The 17,584-nt window shown below is 66.4% G+C and carries 16 protein-coding genes; 2 read left to right on the top strand and 14 right to left on the bottom strand.

From position 1 onward, the window contains the following. Positions 1-17: 17 nt before the first annotated feature. From LQ564_RS06750 to ndk, 7 genes are all read right to left on the bottom strand, one after another. Positions 18-698: a YfgM family protein gene (locus LQ564_RS06750; RefSeq protein ID WP_231057298.1), complete on the bottom strand. Its 681-nt coding sequence runs from the start codon at positions 696-698 to the stop codon at positions 18-20. Between the two features lie 46 nt (positions 699-744). After that, positions 745-2,103 (bottom strand): histidine--tRNA ligase, encoded by a 1,359-nt coding sequence (gene hisS, locus LQ564_RS06745; RefSeq protein WP_231057297.1) that lies wholly within the window; start codon positions 2,101-2,103, stop codon positions 745-747. A gap of 69 nt (positions 2,104-2,172) precedes the next feature. Beyond that, positions 2,173-3,468 (bottom strand): flavodoxin-dependent (E)-4-hydroxy-3-methylbut-2-enyl-diphosphate synthase, encoded by a 1,296-nt coding sequence (gene ispG / locus LQ564_RS06740; RefSeq protein WP_231057296.1) that lies wholly within the window; start codon positions 3,466-3,468, stop codon positions 2,173-2,175. 15 nt (positions 3,469-3,483) lie between these two features. Beyond that, on the bottom strand, positions 3,484-4,479 hold the full coding sequence (locus LQ564_RS06735) for a helix-turn-helix domain-containing protein (RefSeq protein WP_231057295.1): 996 nt from the start codon (positions 4,477-4,479) through the stop codon (positions 3,484-3,486). A gap of 10 nt (positions 4,480-4,489) precedes the next feature. Beyond that, complete coding sequence (gene pilW, locus LQ564_RS06730; RefSeq protein ID WP_231057294.1) at positions 4,490-5,290, bottom strand: type IV pilus biogenesis/stability protein PilW; 801 nt, start codon at positions 5,288-5,290, stop codon at positions 4,490-4,492. Next, the gene (rlmN, locus tag LQ564_RS06725; RefSeq protein ID WP_231057293.1) at positions 5,290-6,459 is read right to left on the bottom strand and encodes a dual-specificity RNA methyltransferase RlmN; all 1,170 of its coding nucleotides are present in this window, start codon (positions 6,457-6,459) and stop codon (positions 5,290-5,292) included. Before rlmN ends, pilW begins: the two co-directional genes overlap by 1 nt. 125 nt (positions 6,460-6,584) lie before the next feature. Next, positions 6,585-7,010 (bottom strand): nucleoside-diphosphate kinase, encoded by a 426-nt coding sequence (ndk, locus tag LQ564_RS06720; protein ID WP_231057292.1) that lies wholly within the window; start codon positions 7,008-7,010, stop codon positions 6,585-6,587. Between the two features lie 232 nt (positions 7,011-7,242). Between ndk and LQ564_RS06715 the strand changes: the two genes are divergently transcribed. Next, positions 7,243-7,938 carry a Bax inhibitor-1/YccA family protein gene (locus tag LQ564_RS06715; protein WP_231057291.1) on the top strand — a complete coding sequence of 232 codons (696 nt, stop codon included), beginning with the start codon at positions 7,243-7,245 and terminating at the stop codon, positions 7,936-7,938. Positions 7,939-8,055: 117 nt separating this feature from the next. On the opposite strand, the gene rlmD is transcribed toward LQ564_RS06715, so the two are convergent. The 7 genes from rlmD to LQ564_RS06680 form a co-directional block, all read right to left on the bottom strand. Beyond that, on the bottom strand, positions 8,056-9,450 hold the full coding sequence (gene rlmD / locus LQ564_RS06710) for a 23S rRNA (uracil(1939)-C(5))-methyltransferase RlmD (protein WP_231057290.1): 1,395 nt from the start codon (positions 9,448-9,450) through the stop codon (positions 8,056-8,058). Positions 9,451-9,750: 300 nt separating this feature from the next. Then, complete coding sequence (rpoS, locus tag LQ564_RS06705; RefSeq protein WP_231057289.1) at positions 9,751-10,752, bottom strand: RNA polymerase sigma factor RpoS; 1,002 nt, start codon at positions 10,750-10,752, stop codon at positions 9,751-9,753. A 6-nt stretch (positions 10,753-10,758) separates the two neighbouring features. Next, positions 10,759-11,676 (bottom strand): peptidoglycan DD-metalloendopeptidase family protein, encoded by a 918-nt coding sequence (locus tag LQ564_RS06700; protein WP_231057288.1) that lies wholly within the window; start codon positions 11,674-11,676, stop codon positions 10,759-10,761. A 192-nt stretch (positions 11,677-11,868) separates the two neighbouring features. After that, positions 11,869-12,759, bottom strand: coding sequence for a protein-L-isoaspartate(D-aspartate) O-methyltransferase (locus LQ564_RS06695; protein ID WP_231057287.1), 891 nt, complete (start codon positions 12,757-12,759; stop codon positions 11,869-11,871). Next, on the bottom strand, positions 12,756-13,490 hold the full coding sequence (surE, locus tag LQ564_RS06690) for a 5'/3'-nucleotidase SurE (protein WP_231057286.1): 735 nt from the start codon (positions 13,488-13,490) through the stop codon (positions 12,756-12,758). The genes LQ564_RS06695 and surE overlap by 4 nt, the downstream gene beginning before the upstream one ends. A gap of 115 nt (positions 13,491-13,605) precedes the next feature. Then, complete coding sequence (locus LQ564_RS06685; protein ID WP_231057285.1) at positions 13,606-15,747, bottom strand: tetratricopeptide repeat protein; 2,142 nt, start codon at positions 15,745-15,747, stop codon at positions 13,606-13,608. Positions 15,748-15,755: 8 nt separating this feature from the next. Next, complete coding sequence (locus tag LQ564_RS06680; RefSeq protein WP_231057284.1) at positions 15,756-16,364, bottom strand: toll/interleukin-1 receptor domain-containing protein; 609 nt, start codon at positions 16,362-16,364, stop codon at positions 15,756-15,758. 172 nt (positions 16,365-16,536) lie between these two features. Between LQ564_RS06680 and LQ564_RS06675 the strand changes: the two genes are divergently transcribed. Beyond that, positions 16,537-17,511 (top strand): NADPH:quinone oxidoreductase family protein, encoded by a 975-nt coding sequence (locus tag LQ564_RS06675; protein ID WP_231057283.1) that lies wholly within the window; start codon positions 16,537-16,539, stop codon positions 17,509-17,511. The last annotated feature ends 73 nt before the right edge of the window (positions 17,512-17,584 follow it).

Here is a 17,584-nt window from a genome sequence, read left to right as displayed (position 1 = left end):
GCCTTCATTCTGGGGTTTTACGCGGCTGCTTTCGCCTCGTCTGCGGCTGTCGCATCTTTCTCCGCCGGCACGCTGCCGCCGATGGCTTCGAGCTTGACCTGGACCAGCTGGCGGCCCGGGTTTTCCTTCGGCATCGCGGCGTAGGCGGCAGTGTAGGCCTGGCGCGCTTCCGCCAGCTTGTTCTGCGCCACCAGCACGTCGCCCTTGCGGTCCGAGACTTCGGCCGAGAAGGCCGCCGGGAACGAGTCGTTCAGCAGCTTCAGGGCGGCGTCATACGACTTCTCGTCCAGCAGCACGCCGGCCAGGCGCAGCTTGGCGACCGCCTTGTACTCGTCGTTGCCCTTGTCGACCGCCCACTGCAGCTGCGCCTTGGCGGTCTTCAGGTCGTTCGCCTCGAACGCGGTCTTGGCGGCGCCCAGGGCGGCCATCTGCGCGTAGGCGGTGCCTTCGTACTTCTTCTGGATGTCGCCGGCGATGCGCTGGACCTTGGCGTTGTCGTTCGCGGCCAGGGAGACCTGCAGCTCGTCGTACAGCGCCGAGGCCTCGACGGCCTGGTTGCGCTTGTGCGAATTCCAGTAGTTGTAGCCGGCGTAGGAACCGAGGGCGATGATCAGCACCCAGAGGATGATGTTGCCGAAGCGGGCCCAAAAGGCCTTGAATGAAGCAATCTGTTCCTGTTCTTCGAGATCGTATGCCATGGTAACTCTGCTGTTGTAGTTGTTGTGGATCGGTGGGGAATCGGTGTTACGGACGGTGGTGGTGGCCGTGTTCCGCGCAGTTCTCGTCGTCGCAGTCGTGCTCGCCGCCGCCGATGATCTGGTCGACCACGTGGTCCACCAGTTCCTCGAAGGCGACGCTGGCCTGCTGCTGTTCGCCGGCTTCACCGCGGAGGGATTTCACGGCGGCCTGGCCCTTGGCCATCTCGTCTTCGCCGATGATGACGGCGAAGGCGGCGCCGCTGCCGTCGGCCTTCTTCATCTGGCTCTTGAAGCTGCCCGCGCCGGCCGGCGTTGCGCAATGTAACACAACATCCAGGCCGGCATCCCGCAGGCGCTCGGCCATGATGAAGGCCTGCATCTGCGCGCCTTCGCCCTGGTGCACCATGTAGACGTCGCACTGCGCCGGGGCCTGGGCTTCGCCGAGGCCCTTCATCAGCTCGATGATGCGTTCCATGCCCATCGCGAAGCCGACCGCCGGGGTCGGCTTGCCGCCGAACTGCTCGATCAGCGGGTCATACCGGCCGCCCGCGCAGATGGTGCCCTGCGAGCCGAGCTCGTCGGTGACCCACTCGAACACGGTGCGGTTGTAGTAGTCCAGGCCGCGCACCAGGCGCGGGTTGATGGTGTACTGCACGGCGTTGCGGTCTAGGATGTTCTTCAGGCCGTTGAGGTGGGCCAGCGATTCCTCGCCCAGGTAGTCCAGCAGCTTGGGCGCGCCGTTGACCATGTCCTGCATCGCCGGGTTCTTGGTGTCCAGGATGCGCAGCGGATTGCTGTGCAGGCGGCGCTTGGCCTCGGCGTCGAGGATGTCCTCGTGCTTTTCCAGGTAGGCGATCAGCTCGGCGCGGTGGCGCAGGCGCTCGTCGGCGTTGCCGATCGAATTGAGTTCCAGGCGCACGTTCTGCAGGCCGAGGTCGTCCCACAGGCGGCGGCACAGCATGATCAGCTCGGCATCGATGTCCGGGCCCGAGAAGCCGACGGCTTCGGCGCCGAACTGGAAGAACTGGCGGTAGCGGCCGCGCTGCGGACGCTCGTGGCGGAACATCGGGCCCTTGTACCACAGGCGCTTGGGGCCGTCGTAGACGAGGTTATGCTCGATGACGGCGCGCACGGCGCCGGCGGTGCCTTCGGGGCGCAGGGTCAGCTGGTCGCCGTTCATCGAGTCTTCGAAGGAGTACATCTCCTTCTCGACGATGTCGGTCACGGCGCCGATGGCGCGCGCGAACAGGCTCGTATCCTCGACGATCGGGGTGACGATCTTCTGGTAGCCGTAGCTTTTCAGGATGGTCTCGGCGGTGTTCTCGAACAGCTCCCACATCGGTGCGTCTTGCGGGAGGATGTCGTTCATGCCTTTGACGGCGACGATTTTTTCTGGTTTGGACATGATTTCTTTCACTTCTGTATTGGGCGCTGCTTCAAGCCGCGGTTCTGCAAGCTCTCCACAGCCCCCGGCTCACGCCAGGGTCGCTGCGCCGGCGGACGACATGTCGTCCGAAACCCCGGCTCGCCCATAATTTTTCTGGACGTAGTTCAGCACGATGGTCTTGAACTCCTCCACGATGCGCTCGCCGCGCAAGGTGGCAACCTTCTGCCCATCGACAAACACCGGCGCCGCCGGCGATTCGCCCGTGCCCGGCAAGCTGATGCCGATGTTCGCGTGCTTCGATTCGCCCGGCCCGTTGACGATGCAGCCCATCACGGCGACGTTCATCGCTTCCACGCCCGGATAGGTCTTCTTCCACTCCGGCATCTGCTCGCGCAGGAAGGTCTGGATATTGTCCGCCAGTTCCTGGAACACGGTCGAGGTGGTGCGGCCGCAGCCCGGGCAGGCGATCACCATCGGCGTGAACTTGCGCAGGCCCATGGTCTGCAGGATTTCCTGGCCGACCACCACTTCGCGGGTGCGGTCGCCGCCCGGTTCCGGGGTCAGCGAAATGCGGATGGTGTCGCCGATGCCTTCCTGCAGCAGCACCGACAGGGCCGCGGTCGAGGCCACGATGCCCTTGCTGCCCATGCCGGCCTCGGTCAGGCCCAGGTGCAGCGGGTAGTCGCAGCGGCGCGCCAGTTCGCGGTAGACCGCGATCAGGTCCTGCACGCCCGACACCTTGCAGGAGAGGATGATCTTGTCGCGCGCCAGGCCGACTTCCTCGGCCCGCACGGCGTTCTCGATCGCCGAGGTGATGAGCGCTTCGTACATCACGGCCTGGGCGCTCCACGGATTCGCCCGCGACGCGTTCTCGTCCATGATGCGCGCCAGCAGCGACTGGTCGAGCGAGCCCCAGTTGACGCCGATGCGCACCGGCTTGTCGTACTTGGCCGCGATCTCGATCATCTGGGCGAACTGGGTATCGCGCTTGGCGCCCTGCCCCACGTTTCCCGGGTTGATGCGGTATTTCGACAGCGCCTGCGCGCATTCCGGATAGTCGCGCAGCAGCAGGTGGCCGTTGTAGTGGAAATCGCCGACCAGCGGGGTGTCGATTTCCATGCGGTCGAGCTGTTCGCGGATGGCCGGCACGGCGGCGGCGGCGGCCGGGGTATCGACCGTGATGCGGACGATTTCCGAACCGGCGCGCGCCAGTTCCTTGACCTGGATCGCGGTGCCGATTGCGTCGGCCGTGTCCGTGTTGGTCATCGACTGCACCACCACCGGCGCGTCGCCGCCGACCCAGACGGTGCGGTTGCCATGCGAGACCGCGACCTTGCGGCTGGCGCGGCGCGCCAGCGGGCCGGACGGGATTGGTTCACTCATGTTCTGTTCCATTGCTTACTTCAAGGAGACTTGGGCGAATTTCTTGCCAGGCGTTTCCTGCAGGCCGACCGCGGCGCCACGCAGGGTCGCGGTCACACCACCCGGATTGCCGACGGTCAGGGTGACCGGTCCGGCCAGGTCGATGGTTTCCGTAGCGCCGGCCTTGACCTCGCGCCACAGCAGCGGCTTGCCGCCACCGACCGGACGCACGCCGATCCAGGAATCCTCGCGCACGTTCAGCACCAGGGCATTGCCGCCGGCGGCCGCGGGTGCGGCAACAGGCGCCGCGGCGACCGGTGCGGGCGCCGTCGCGGCAGGCGCGGCCGGGGTCGCCGTCGCGCCGGGCACAGTGGCCGGGGCGGTCGCCGGCGCAGCCGGGGTGGTGGCCGGGGCGGCGCCAGGCGCTGCACCTTCGGCTGCCGGCGCCGGCACGGAAATCAGGGGAACGGACGGGCTCTGCAGCGCATCCTGGCCGGCCGGGGCGATGCCGCCCGGGGTCGCCATCGGCGTCTCGATCACGGCGCCATCCGGATTGCTATGCGGCGCCGGCTGGTTGCTGCCTGGCAGCAGGCCGAAGTGCCACAGCGCGGCGCCGGCGGCGGCCAGCACGATGACGCCGCCGATCAGGCCGGCCGGCACCTTGTTGCGCTTGCCGCCCACCGGGAAGCGGCTCTTTTCCGAGAACGAGGCCGGACGCTGCTCGCGGCGCACATTGCTGGCGCCCGCCTGCGCTTCCGGCGGCATGTTCATCTCGATCATCGCGACCAGCGGGGCGGCGTCAATCTTGAGCAGCTTGGCGTAGGCGCGCACGAAGCCGCGCGTCACGGCCGGGCTCGGCAATGCGGCATAGTTGCCCGCTTCCAGCGCCAGGATCTGGCGCGGGGCCAGCTTCAGCTGGTCGGCCACTTGCTCCACGCTCCAGCCCATGGCTTCGCGCTGGGATTGCAGGGTCTTGCCGGGAATGCCCGTGTCCTTGCCCGGGGTTGCCGGCTGGTCTGCATGCTCGTTCATGTTCCTCGTCTCACTCATCAAATGCGCCGCGCTCGAAAGCCGCGTACTCGGCCGATCCCGGGAAACGGCGCCGCAGCTGGGCTGCCAGGCTCGCTTCATGCGTCCGTTCACCCAGCTTGCGCTGCACCCGCAGCGCCAGCCACAAGGTGTCGGCCGGCAGCGTGTCGAGTTTCGCCGTCTCGATCAGGCGGTTAATGAAAAAACCGGCGCGCGGGTAATCGCGCCGCTCGTAATAGATCCGCGCCAGGCCGGCATTGGTCGCCTGCAGGTCGGGGTTGTAGCGCAGGGCCTCGAGCAGGTGGCGCTCGGCGGCCTCGAAATTGCGGTTGCGGATGCCGCACACGCCGGCGTTCACCAGCGCGCTGACCGGGGTCTGGTAGCTGCGGTTGTTCAGTGCGCGTTCGAAGTACGGCATCGCCTGGGCCGGCTTGTTCAGCGACTGGCACAGGAAGGAGCCGTAGTTGTTGGCCAGGTCCGGGTTGTTCGGCTGCAGGCGCAGCGCGTGCTGGTAGTTGTCGTCGGCCAGCTGCAGCTGCCCCATCGCGGTATAGATCAGGGCGCGCAGGCCGTAAGCCTCGGCATAGCCGGTGTCGATCGCGATCGCCTGCTTGACCTCGTCGAGCGCGGTTTCGTACTGGGCGTTCTGGTAATAGCCGACCGCCAGCTGCATGCGGATGTTGGCGCGCTTTTCCACCGCGGTCTGGTCGGACGCGGTTTTCAGTTCGCCGCCGCCGGTCCCGCCATTGCTGGCGCATCCGCCCAGCACTGCCAGGGCGAAGAGACTTGCTGCTGCGCGGCCGGCGCGGCCCATCAGGAAGGAATCTCCACGATGCGCCCGAAGTCGGCGCCGAACTTCTTTTGATATTCGGCCATCTTGCCCATGCGCTCGGCCACGCGGGTACGGTCCTTGACCTCGCCCGCCAGCTGGCCGCAGGCGGCGTCGATGTCGTCGCCGCGCGTCTTGCGCACGGTGGTCACGATGCCGGCGTTCATCAACACTTCGGCGAAGGCCTTGATGCGGGGGTTCTTGGAACGGAACAGGCCCGATTCCGGGAAGGGGTTGAACGGGATCAGGTTGAACTTGCAGTTCACGCCGACGACCGGGTCGTTCACCAGCGCGATCAGTTCGCGCGCGTGCTCGTCGCTGTCATTGAAACCGTCGAGCATGCAGTACTCGAAGGTGATGAAGTCGCGCGGCGCGAATTCGAGATAGCGCTTGCAGGCGGCCAGCAGCTCGCGCAGCGGATATTTTTTATTCAGCGGCACCAGGATGTCGCGCAGGGCGTCGTTCGACGCGTGCAGCGACACCGCCAGGGCGACCGGCACGTCCTGCGCCAGCTTGTCGATGTTCGGCACCACGCCCGAGGTCGACAGGGTTACGCGGCGGCGCGACAGGCCGTAGGCGTTATCGTCCAGCATCATCTTGAGCGCGGTGACGGTTGGCTCGTAGTTCAGCAGCGGCTCGCCCATGCCCATCATCACCACGTTGGTGATCTGGCGTTCGCCCTTCGGGCCGGGCTCGATGCCCTTGGTACGGCGCAGCTCGAATTCCGCCATCCACAGCTGGCCGATGATCTCGGCCACGGTGAGATTGCGGTTGAAGCCCTGCTTGCCGGTCGAGCAGAAGCGGCAATTGACGGCGCAGCCGGCCTGGGTCGAGATGCACAGGGTGCCGCGGTTTTCTTCCGGGATGAACACGGTTTCCACGGCATTGCCGTTGCCGACGTCGACCAGCCATTTGCGGGTGCCGTCGCTCGAGGTGTTGTCGCTGATGATGCCCGGTGACCGGATCTCGGCGCGGGTCTTGAGTTTTTCGCGCAGCGATTTGGCCAGGTCGGTCATCTCGTCGAAGTTTTGAGCCCCGAACTGGTGGATCCAGCGTTGCAGCTGTTTTGCGCGGAACGGCTTCTCACCCAGCTCGGCGCAGTAGGCGATGAGTTGCGCCGGATCGAAGTCCAGCAGGTTGGTGAGCGTCGTCATGGTGAAATCCTTTTGTTTCCGAAGCTACCCGCGCCAGCCCTGGGCTGCGGGCGGGTAGCTTACTCATTCAATTAGTCCGGGGGAAATTTGCCGGGGAACGCCCCGGATGCGCTCCCCCATTCTAATTAACGCGAGTAGACGTTCAGTGCCGGGAAGAAGTAAGCGATTTCCACGGCAGCGGTTTCGGCAGCGTCCGAACCGTGCACGGCGTTGGCGTCGATCGAGTCGGCGAAATCGGCGCGGATGGTGCCGGCGTCGGCTTTCTTCGGATCGGTTGCGCCCATCAGGTCGCGGTTCTTCAGGATCGCGCCTTCGCCTTCGAGCACCTGGATCATGACCGGACCCGAGATCATGAAGTTGACCAGATCCTTGAAGAACGGACGTGCGGCGTGCACGGCGTAGAAGCCTTCGGCTTCGGCTTGCGACAGCTGGGTCATGCGAGCAGCGACGACCTTCAGGCCAGCGCCTTCAAAGCGGCTATAGATTTGGCCGATCACGTTTTTTGCAACTGCGTCCGGTTTGATGATCGACAGGGTGCGTTCGATTGCCATGTAAAAACTCCAATAAAAAGAAAGGTTTGGATCAAGAACTTAAGTAGAATTTCGGGACTCAATCAACCTTTAATTTTACCATACATCCCTCATATAGCCGATATTGCGGTACTAGCAAGGAAAGTGCTAGAGTTGGGGCGAGAATTCGTCCTCATTAAGCCGAAATTTAAGCGACCGCTAAGTTTGCGGCCCTATTTTTGACAGTGACGCTCATCCACCAACCGGAGGCACCATGTTCCCCAACACCCCATCGCAAAGCACCATCGACCTGACCAAACGGTCGCGGGTCGCACCCCGCAACAATGTGTTGCGTAACACCTACTGGCTGCTCGCGCTGTCGATGATCCCGACCGTGCTGGGCGCTTACATCGGCGTGTCGTTCAACCTGATGGCCGGCATCGGCGGCCTCGGCTTCCTGGCCTTCATGCTGGTCGCCTTCGGCTTCATCTTCGCGATCGAGAAATTCAAGGATTCGGCCGTGGGCTTGGGCTTGCTGCTGGCCTTCACCTTCGTCATGGGCCTGATGCTCACGCCCCTGCTGCAGCACACCCTGGGCTACGGCAACGGCGGCACCCTGATCATGACCGCCTTCGGCGGCACCGCCTGCGTGTTCGCCGTCATGGCCAGCATCGCCACCACCACCAAGCGCGACTTCTCGGGCATGGGCAGCTGGCTGATGGCCGGCGTGATCGTCCTGATCCTGGCCGGTATCGCCAACATCTTCCTGCAGATGTCGGTGCTGTCGATCGTGATCTCGATCATGGCGATCGGCATCTTCTCGGCCTTCATCCTGTTCGACGTGCAGCGCATCGTCAACGGCGGCGAAACCAACTACATCACGGCCACGCTGTCGATCTACCTGGATGTGTACAACATCTTCACCAGCCTGCTGCGTTTGCTGGGTATTGCGGGTGGTAGCGACGATTGATTCGTCATCCCGCTGAACGAGAAAGCCGACCAGTGGTCGGCTTTTTTTCGTGCGTTTGCCTGGGCTAACTGGACGCTACGAACTTGGGTTCCGGCATTCGCCGGAACCCAATTTTGCTTACTGCACCACCTCAGCCGGCACTTCGAACGCCACAGCCGAAGCCACCGGCTTCTCACCCAGTTCAAACACCGCAATCGACTCCACGTGCGACGTATGCGGGAACATATTGCACACCCCCGCCTTCTTCAGCACATAGCCGGCCTTGTGCACCAGGATCCCCGCGTCGCGCGCCAGCGTCGACGGGCTGCAGGACACGTACACGATCCGCTGCGGCATCAACGCCTCGTGCGTCTCGCGCAGGTCGGCCAGCGCCAGCGACAGGGCCATGGCGCCGTCGCGCGGCGGGTCGACCAGCATGCGGTCGAATTTGCCCAGGGCGACCAGGTCTTCCTTGGTCACTTCGAACAAGTTGCGGGTCGAGAACGAGGTCTTGGCCGCCAGGCCGTTGGCCTGGGCATTCTCGAGCGCGCGGGTCGTGAGCGCGGTGCTGCCCTCGATGCCGACCACTTCGCGCGCCTGGGTCGCCAGCGGCAGGGTGAAGTTGCCGAGGCCGCAGAACAGGTCGGCCACGCGGTCGTTCGGCTGCACTTCCAGCAAGCGCAGCGCCTTCGACACCAGCACGCGGTTGATCTGGTGGTTCACCTGGGTGAAGTCGGTCGGCTTGAACGGCATCTTGATGCCGAAGTCCGGCAGCGTGTAGTACAGCTCCTTGCCGAGCGGGTAGTAGGGGTAAGCCGTGTCCGGGCCCTTGGGCTGCAGCCACCACTGGATGTTCCACTGGTCGGCGAAGGCCTTCGTCAACGCCTCGTCGGCGGGCGTGAGCGGCGCCATGATGCGCAGCACCAGCACCGTGACCTCCTCGCCGATGGCGACCTCGATCTGCGGCATCTGGTTGTAGATCGACAGCTTGCCGACGAATTCGCGCAGCGGCACGATCAGCTGGGCCACGTGGTCCGGCAGGATCTCGCAGTAGGTGATGTCGGCGACGTAGGACGAGGCGCGCTCGTGGAAGCCGACCAGCACCCCGCCCTTCTTCGCCACGTGGCGCACCGACAGGCGCGCGCGGAAGCGGTAGTCCCAGGTCGGGCCGTACATCGGGCGCATGATCATCTCGGACTTCACCTTGCCGAGGTGCCAGAGATTATCTTCCAGCACGCGCTGCTTCATCGCCACCTGGGCCGACGGCTCCAGGTGCTGCATCGAGCAGCCGCCGCAGTAGCCGAAGTGCCGGCATTTCGGCTCCACCCGCATCGACGAGGCGCGCTGCAGGGTGACCATGCGGCCCGATTCCCAGTTCTTCTTCTTGCGCAGCGTCTCGAAGCTGACGCGTTCGCCCGGCAGTGCGCCTTCGACGAAGATCACTTTGCCTGGCGTGCCGTCCTCGTTCTCGAGATGGCCGACGCCGCGGGCGTCCGCATCCAGGGATTTGATGTCGATGAAAATTTCTTGCATGGTGTGTGGGAGAAGGGAATGAGGCGCAGGACAGGCTGCGCGGGGAGTTCGCAGGTAAGCCCGCGATGATAGCAAGGAAACAGAGGGGGCGCTACTTTGGGGGCGGGCCTCAAGGGATGAGCGACGACGCATGGGCTGGTTGAAATTGGGTTCCGGCCTTCGCCGGAAGTCGTAGGCGCCAGTGGCGCGTACGACGTTGGTTTGGTGAGGTGGTCGGATAACGCTAGTGCTTTATTCACCGTTATCCGCAAGACCGTCGCACCGGCGCAGGCCGGTGCCCAAGTTTGCAAACCGAAGCCGCTACAGCAAGGAATCCCGCACCACCCCACGCGCCGCCATCGCCCGCTTGAGCTTGACGAGCGCCTCCTGCTGGATCTGCCGCACCCGCTCGCGCGTCACCCCCATCTCCTCCGCCAGCGTCTCCAGCGTGGCCGGATCGTCGTTATCGAGCCCGAAGCGCCGCGTGACGACGATGCGCTGCTTGTCCGGCAAACGCGCCAGCCAGTCGCGCACCAGCAGCGTCATCTCATGGTGCTCGGCCAGGGCATCGGGCATCGCCTCCCCTTCGTCGGGCAGCATGTCCATCAGGCTCGATTGCGGATCGTTATCGAGCGGGGCGTCGAGCGAGGCCGCGTGTTCCGACAGGGCCAGGATGTCCTGGACTTCTTCCACCGGCCGTCCGACCAGGCTGGCGATGTCCTCGGCGGCGGCTTCCTTGCCGTCGTGTTTCTGGGCTTCGAGGTGGTACTTGGCGCGCAGGACGGCGTTCAGTTCGCGCACCATGTGCACCGGCAGGCGCACGGTGCGGGCCTGGTTCATGATGGCGCGCTCGATGCTCTGGCGGATCCACCAGGTGGCGTAGGTGGAGAAACGGAAACCGCGCTCGGGCTCGAACTTGTCGATGGCGCGCATCAGGCCGATGTTGCCTTCCTCGATCAGGTCGAGCAGCACCACGCCGCGGTTGATGTAGTGCTTGGCGATCGAGACGACCAGGCGCAGGTTATGCTCGATCATCTTCTGGCGCGCGGCGAAGTCGCCGGCTTTGGCCAGGGTGGCCACCTGCACCTCTTCCTGCGCGGTGAGCAGCGGGCGGGTGCCGATCTGGTTCAGGTAGTGCTGGGTGGTGTCGGTCGCGAGCTCGGCCTGCAGGACCTTGCGCAGCTCGTCGACCGTCTCGGCTTCCTGCACGGGGGCGATGACCTCGGCCCCGTCGGCAGCCGCAAGCGCGCCGTCGCTCTCCGGTTCATCCGGAAACTCGTCCGTATCCTGCGAATCCAGCGAGTGCGTCGGCGGCTGCGTCATACATCCTTATCTACCGGGCAGGAACCTCGACGGATCGACTGGCTTGCCCTGTTGGCGGATCTCGAAATGCAACTTCACCGAGTCGGCGTCCGAATCGCCCATTTCCGCGATGATCTGCCCCTTGGAGACGTTGTCGCCTTCCTTGACCACGATCTTGCGGTTGTGCGCATACGCCGACAGCAGGCTGTTGCTGTGCTTGACGATAACAAGGTTACCATAGCCGCGGATACCGCTGCCAGCGTACATCACCTTGCCGGCGCCGGCGGCCATCACCGCCTGGCCCGGTTTGCCGGCGATGTCGATGCCCTTGTTGCGGCCTTCGTCGAAGGTGGCGACGATGCGGCCGTCGGCCGGCCACATCCAGCTCAGCTTCTCGTTGTCGTTGGCGCTGACGATGCTGCCGGTGGAGACGCCCCCGGACGGCGCAGCCGGGGCCGGCGCCGCTGCCGGTACGACGGTGTCGGCGCGCGCGCCCGACTGCGGCGCGCTGGCGACGGCGCCTTCGGTATACGGCTGCTTGTCGGCGCGCGGCGCGGTCTTGCGCGGCGGCGCGGCCGGCGGCGGCATCGGGACCGGCGCAGTCTGCATATTGGCGGTGCGCTCGCCCTTCTCCGGCGCTTCCACGCGCAGGGTCTGGCCGACCTTGATGTCGTCCGGGTCGGCCAGGTTGTTCCAGGCGACGATGTCGCGGTAGTTCTGGCCGAAGTCCAGCGCGATGCGCAGCAGGGTGTCGCCGCGGCGCACGGTGTACATGCCTTTGTCGTCCGCCTTCGGCTCTTCGGCCTTGACCGCCGGGGCTGGACGCGGATGCGAGGCCGGCACTGCGGTGCGTTCGACGACCGGCGCCTGGCGCGTGAGGGAGTTACAGCCGGCCAGCAGGCCGAGGGCAAGGGTGAGCAGTGCTAATCGGGGTGCTTGGTTCATTGTCTTTCTGTTTTCTGTTTCATGTTCGTAGGCCGTGCGCTATTGAAAGCGCGCAGGCCGCGCCGGCGGACCAGGGTGGGTCATGCCAGGCAGGGAGTCCGGGCCACAGGGGCCGGACCGCGACAGAGTGCCAGACTCTACAACGCCGCTGATGGGTACGGCGATGACACGGCTGTGTTTACCGGGGTCTTTTCAGATGATACCCGGACGCAGCGGCACGAAATGGCAGGCTTCCAGCGTCTCGCTGGTCCATTCGCTCTTGCCGATGCGGGTAATGCGTTCCAGGCGCTGGTCCTGGGCGCCAACCGGGGCGACCAGGTGCGCGCCGATGGCCAGCTGTTCGAGCAGGGCCCGCGGCACCTCGAGGCCCGCGGCCGCGAGGATGATGCCGTCGAAGGGTGCAACCTGCGGCAAGCCTAGCATACCATCGCCGTATTGCAAACGCAGGTTCGAGATCCGCAGCGGCCGCAGATTGGTCTTGGCCAGCTCGTGCAGGGGTTTGATGCGCTCGATCGAGTACACCTCGCGCGCGACGAAACTCAGCACCGCCGCCTGGTAGCCGCAGCCGGTGCCGATTTCCAGCACCTTGTTCAATTGTCCACCCGGCGCGGTCGCCGCCCGCATCGCCTCGATCATGCGCGCCACGATGTAGGGCTGCGAGATCGTCTGGTTGTGCCCGATCGGCAGCGAGGCGTCGATATACGCCTGCGCCGACAGCGCCGGCTCGATGAACAGGTGGCGCGGCACCGCCTCCATCGCGGCCAGCACCACGCCATCCTTGACGCCCTGGCGCGCCACCCGCGCCACCATGGCGCGGCGCACCGCCTCCGAGGCCATCAGGTCGGAGCGCTGCGCCACCGGCGCGCTCGGCACGTGCGCCTGGGCGTAGCCGGGCGGACGCGGCGACGGCTGCGAGGCGGCCGGCGGCAGCGCGGCGCCCTTGTTCACCGCGGTGTGGGCGGCGTTGCGGGTCGCGGTCTGGGGCGTGGCGATTGGTGCCGGCGCGGGCGTGCGCGGCTTGCGGCTGTCGCCGCCGGTCACCGAGGACAGCGGCAGCGGGAAGGTGCTGCGCTTGTCCGTCATACGATCCCCTTGAGCAGGTCGAGCTGGGTCCGGTGGGTCAGGTCGATCTGCAGCGGCGTGATCGACACCTTGCCCTGCGAAGTCGTGTGGAAGTCGGTGCCCTCGCCGGCGTCGCGGCAGGCGCCGGGCGCGCCGATCCAGTAGATCTCGCGGCCACGCGGGTCCTGCGACTTGATCACCGGCTCGGCCTGGTGGCGCCGGCCCAGGCGCGATGGCGTCAGCGGGCCGATCTCTTCATACGGCAGGTTCGGGATGTTCACATTGAACAGGAACGGCGCCTCGAGCTTGTCGAAGCGGCGCTCGACGATCTCGCGCGCTACTTTCGCCGCGGCGTCGACGTGGGCCCAACCGGCGTTCACCTGCGAAAAGGCGATCGCCGGGATGCCAAACAGGTAAGCCTCGGTGGCGGCCGCGACGGTGCCGGAATACAGGGTGTCGTCACCCATGTTCTGGCCGTTGTTGATGCCGGAAACCACCAGGTCGGGCGGCGCATCGCCCATCGCGGTCAGTGCGATGTGGACACAGTCGGTCGGCGTGCCGTTGACGAAATGAAAACCATTTGCCGCCTTCTGGACCGTCAGCGGCCGGTCGAGCGTCAACGAATTCGACGCACCCGAGCGGTTGCTGTCGGGCGCGACCACCACGATCTCCGCGATCGCAGACAGCGCATCAGCCAGCGCACTGAGACCAGGCGCCAGGTAGCCGTCGTCGTTACTGATAAGAATTCGCATCCTGCGATTTTACCTGAAGCAACGCCAGCTTCGTTCGCCTGTGGCGCGATTTTTGTTTCCGGACGGCGATTTTTTGCCACCGCTGGTCAATAGTTTTATTAAGCTGATCATGTCTTCATGACAAGGCCGGTGGCCCGCCGCGCTCGGCCAGGAACAGGGCGCCCTCCAGTGAAGCGACCACGTCCTCGGCCCAGGACAGCAGCGCATCCTTGTCGCCATCCTGCTGGTAGACCCGCTTGATCATCTCGGCGCCGCGCTTGCGTAGCGGATGTGCCACACCCTGGTTCAGGACGGACGGCCGCAGGCTGTCGGCCAGGGCGCGCGCCTCGCGCGGGCTGTCGCTGTCGATCAGGCTTTGCAGCTGGGCCAGCTGGTGCTGGAGGCCGGTCGAGGCCGGATGGGGTTGGTGGCCGGCGGGCAGCGCGGCGGCGTCCTGGCTGGTTTGTCCTGCTTCCGCTCCCGTCATCCACTCACCCGTCCACGGCAGCCCGTCGTGGATGCGGCGCACCGCCGTCACGTCGCCCTGGGCCGCATAGACGTCGGCCAGCGCGGCGCGCGCCTGCAAGGTCGCCGCTGCGTCCGGTCCGTCCTGGCGCTCGCGGGCGCGCAGCACCGATTCCAGCAGCCGGCGCGCGCTGCCGAGGTCGCCCATCTCGCCGAGCAGCCCGGCCAGGCGCCGGCCGCAGCGCAGCGTGTCCTCGTGTTCCGGGCCGTTCAGGCGGCGCCGGCCGTCCAGCACGCGTTCCAGCAGCAGGCGCGCGCGCTCATATTCCTGGCCGTGGCAGAGGGTCAGGGCCAGGTCTTCGAGGCTGTCGAGCGTGGCCGGGTGGAAGGCGCCGAACAGGCGCTCGCAGCCCGCCACCACCTGTTCGTGCAACGCCAGTGCACGCTCGCCCTCCTCCAGCCGGCCGAGCACGCCGGCCAGGCGCGAGCGCGCGCCCAGGGTCTCGGGGTGCTCCGCGCCGACGCTGCGCAAGCACGCCTGGGCCAGCGTTTCGTAGCCGCGCCGCGCTTCCTGCAAGCGATCGCCAGCGGCGTGCAGCTCGGCCAGCGCGCGCAGTCCGGCGCGGGTGTCCGAATGGTCTTCGCCGAGCATACTGCTGCGCAGGTCCAGGCTCCGGCGCAGCAGCGCCTCGGCCTCGGCGTCGCGCCCTTCCTCATGGCACAGCGCGCCCAGGCGCGCGAGGCAGCCGGCCAGCACCCCAGTCGCGCCTTCGCCCTCGCCCTCGGCGCGCGCGATCGCCGCATGCAGGCGCGCTTCGCGCAGCGACTGCCAGGGATAGCGTCCTCCCGCGAACCATTCCAGCAGGCTGGCGGCCGGTCGCGCCAGCGCCCCGTGGCCGGCGCCGATGCGCCGCACGGCCACCGCGTCGCACAGGGCCGGCTGCACCTCGTCGAACCAGCTGGCCAGGCGCAGCAGCGAATTGCCGTAGACCTCGCGCAGCAGGGCCTCGATGCGCGGCTGGTAGCCGGCCATGCCGAGCGCGGGGTCGCCGCGCCGCCAGCGCTGGCCGGGGTCGCTGCCGGCGCCGAAGCCGGGACAGGCAACCGGGTAGACCAGCAGCGGACGCTGCTCGTCCTCGTGGGTGCAGCGGTAGTCGATGGCGCGCCGCACGACGCCTTCGAACCCTTCGAGGCTGCCGGGCGCCGGCGTGAACAGGCCGACCAGGCGGTCCGGCAGCAAGGCCGTGCAGGCGCTCACCGCCGCCGAACGGCCGGCGCGGCTGGCCACCAGCACATGGCGATAGTGGCGCGCCATGCGCGCGGCGAAGCGGCGCAGCAGCGCCGGGCAGGCGTCGAACAGGGCGACCCAGTCGAGGCGCGCGGCGCGCTCCGCGTAGCCGTCGTCGAAGCGGCCGGCGCGCATCAGCCACAGAGGATGGCGGCCGTCGGCGCGCTCGATGTAGTTGCGCCAGTCGACGGCGTCGAGCACGGCGTCGGCCAGCGCCTCGGGGTCGGCGCCTGCGGTGCGCTGGCGCGGCAGCGCACCGCGCAGGGCTTCGACATACTCGACCAGGCCCGGTCGCTCCCCCTCCCCGTCGACCTCGAGCGCGGCGCCGTCCAGGTAGCCGTGCAGCGCCGGCGATTCGAGGTCCCAGTCGATCACCAGCACCGGCGCCTGCGCGGGGTCGGCCGCGAGCTGCTGCGCCATCGCGGCCAGCAGGCCGTTGCGGGCAGGGCCGCCCTCGTAGGCATAGAAGGTCGTGACCGCGCCGGGAGCGCCCGGCAGTTCGGGGATGAAGCCATGCTGGTCCATGTTGCTCCTCATTTTTTCGGGAAGGTCAGGTTCGGCACCGCGCGCCATTCGGGTGGGACATCGGGGAGCACGAATTGGTTGCAGTCGTGGCCGGGCGGCGTGTGCTTTTTTTGATAGTGGTAGTGCCTGGCGATGCGGCTGACCATCTTCTCGATGTCGGGCAGGAAGTCCGGATTGGACTTGAGGTCGCTCGTCGCCATCGTGAAGTGGGAGAAGTCCACGTAGAAGCTGCTGTCGGTGATCTGCGGCGGCAGCGAATCGGGATGGCGGGTCATGATCACCGGGATGATCAGGTGGCCCGGCAGCGGATACCAGGCCGCGCGCTCCGCTTCCAGCAGGCGCATGGCTGCATGCTCGCGGCGCGTGTAGGCGTGCGCTTCGTACTTCGGCGTATAAATCAGGATCATGCAGACGCTCTCGCACATGGCGCGCGCGATCTTGCGGTCGAGGTCGTCGCCCCCGCCCAGCTGCTCGGTGTCGATAAACAGTTCGTCTTCGTTGTCGAAGTGAGGTTCGAGATAGCAGCGCAGCGCGTCGGCCAGGGCGGTCTTGAACCGCCGCATGAGTTCATGCCTGCCGTGCGCATAGCTGAAAAAGCATCCGTAGCGGATCGCCATTTGCCTGTCCCTGTTCTGGTGTATGGAGGCCTGCTCTCCCGACTCTAGCGCCGCCGACCCCGGCCATTTTGCGGACGCACAAGCGCTCCGGCGGACTCGTCCGCAGCAAGATGCGAATGGTCTTGAGGCATAATCCCGCGGGAAAATATTGAACGTCACTGAAGGAGAGAACATGAAAGCCGTGCGATGCAAGGATTGGGGACCGATCGACAGCCTCGTCATCGAGGACTTGCCGGACCTCGCGCCCGGCGCGGGCGAGGTCGTGGTCGATGTGAAAGCGGCCGGCGTGAATTTCCCGGACGTGCTGACCGTGCAGGGCAAGTACCAGGTGCGGCCCGAGCTGCCCTTCACGCCGGGCAACGAGTTCGCGGGCACGGTGCGCGCGGTCGGCGCGGGCGTCACCGCGTTCGCGCCGGGGCAGCAAGTGATCGGCTTCACCCGCACCGGCGCGTTCGCCGAGCAGGCGGTGGCGCCGGTCGAAGCGCTGATGCCGATGCCGCCCGGGATGGACTTCGACATCGCGGCCGCCATCACCCTCACCTACGGCACCTCGCACCACGCCGTGGTCGACCGCGCGGCCCTGCAGCCGGGCGAAACCATGCTGGTGCTGGGCGCGGCCGGCGGCGTCGGGCTGGCGGCGATCGAGATCGGCAAGGCGCTGGGGGCGCGCGTGATCGCGGCGGCGTCGAACGACGAGAAGCTGGCGACTTGCCGCGCGCACGGGGCGGATGCCGTGATCAACTACGAGAAGGAAGACCTGCGCGAAGCCTTGAAGGCGGCGACCAAGGGGCGCGGGCCTGACGTGATCTACGATCCGGTCGGCGGCCCGTATAGCGAACCGGCGCTGCGTTCGATCGCCTGGCGCGGGCGGCATTTGGTCGTCGGCTTCGCGGCGGGCGAGATTCCGAAGCTGCCGTGGAATCTGATGCTGTTGAAAGGCGCTTCAGTCGTTGGCGTGTTCTGGGGCGACTTCGTGCGGCGTGAGCCGCAGGCGAATTTGAAGGCGATGCGGGAGATGCTGGGGTGGATGGCGGAAGGGAAGCTCAAGCCGCTGGTGTCGGGGCGTTACAAGCTCGAAGATACGGCGCAGGCCCTGAACGATATGGCGGCGCGCAAGGTCACCGGCAAAGTCGTGATCAATCCCTGAATACTGGCGCACCTACTTCTGACACGCTATTTAAAAGGCTGTGTTCGCATTAATTATGGATTCGCAGCCGCCT

It is taken from the genome of Massilia phyllostachyos, from assembly GCF_021044825.1.
In the GTDB taxonomy this organism is placed as follows: Bacteria; Pseudomonadota; Gammaproteobacteria; order Burkholderiales; family Burkholderiaceae_D; genus Telluria; species Telluria phyllostachyos.
The sequence above is the reverse complement of the archived record's forward strand: the minus strand, read 5'-3'. Positions and strand labels throughout refer to the sequence as shown.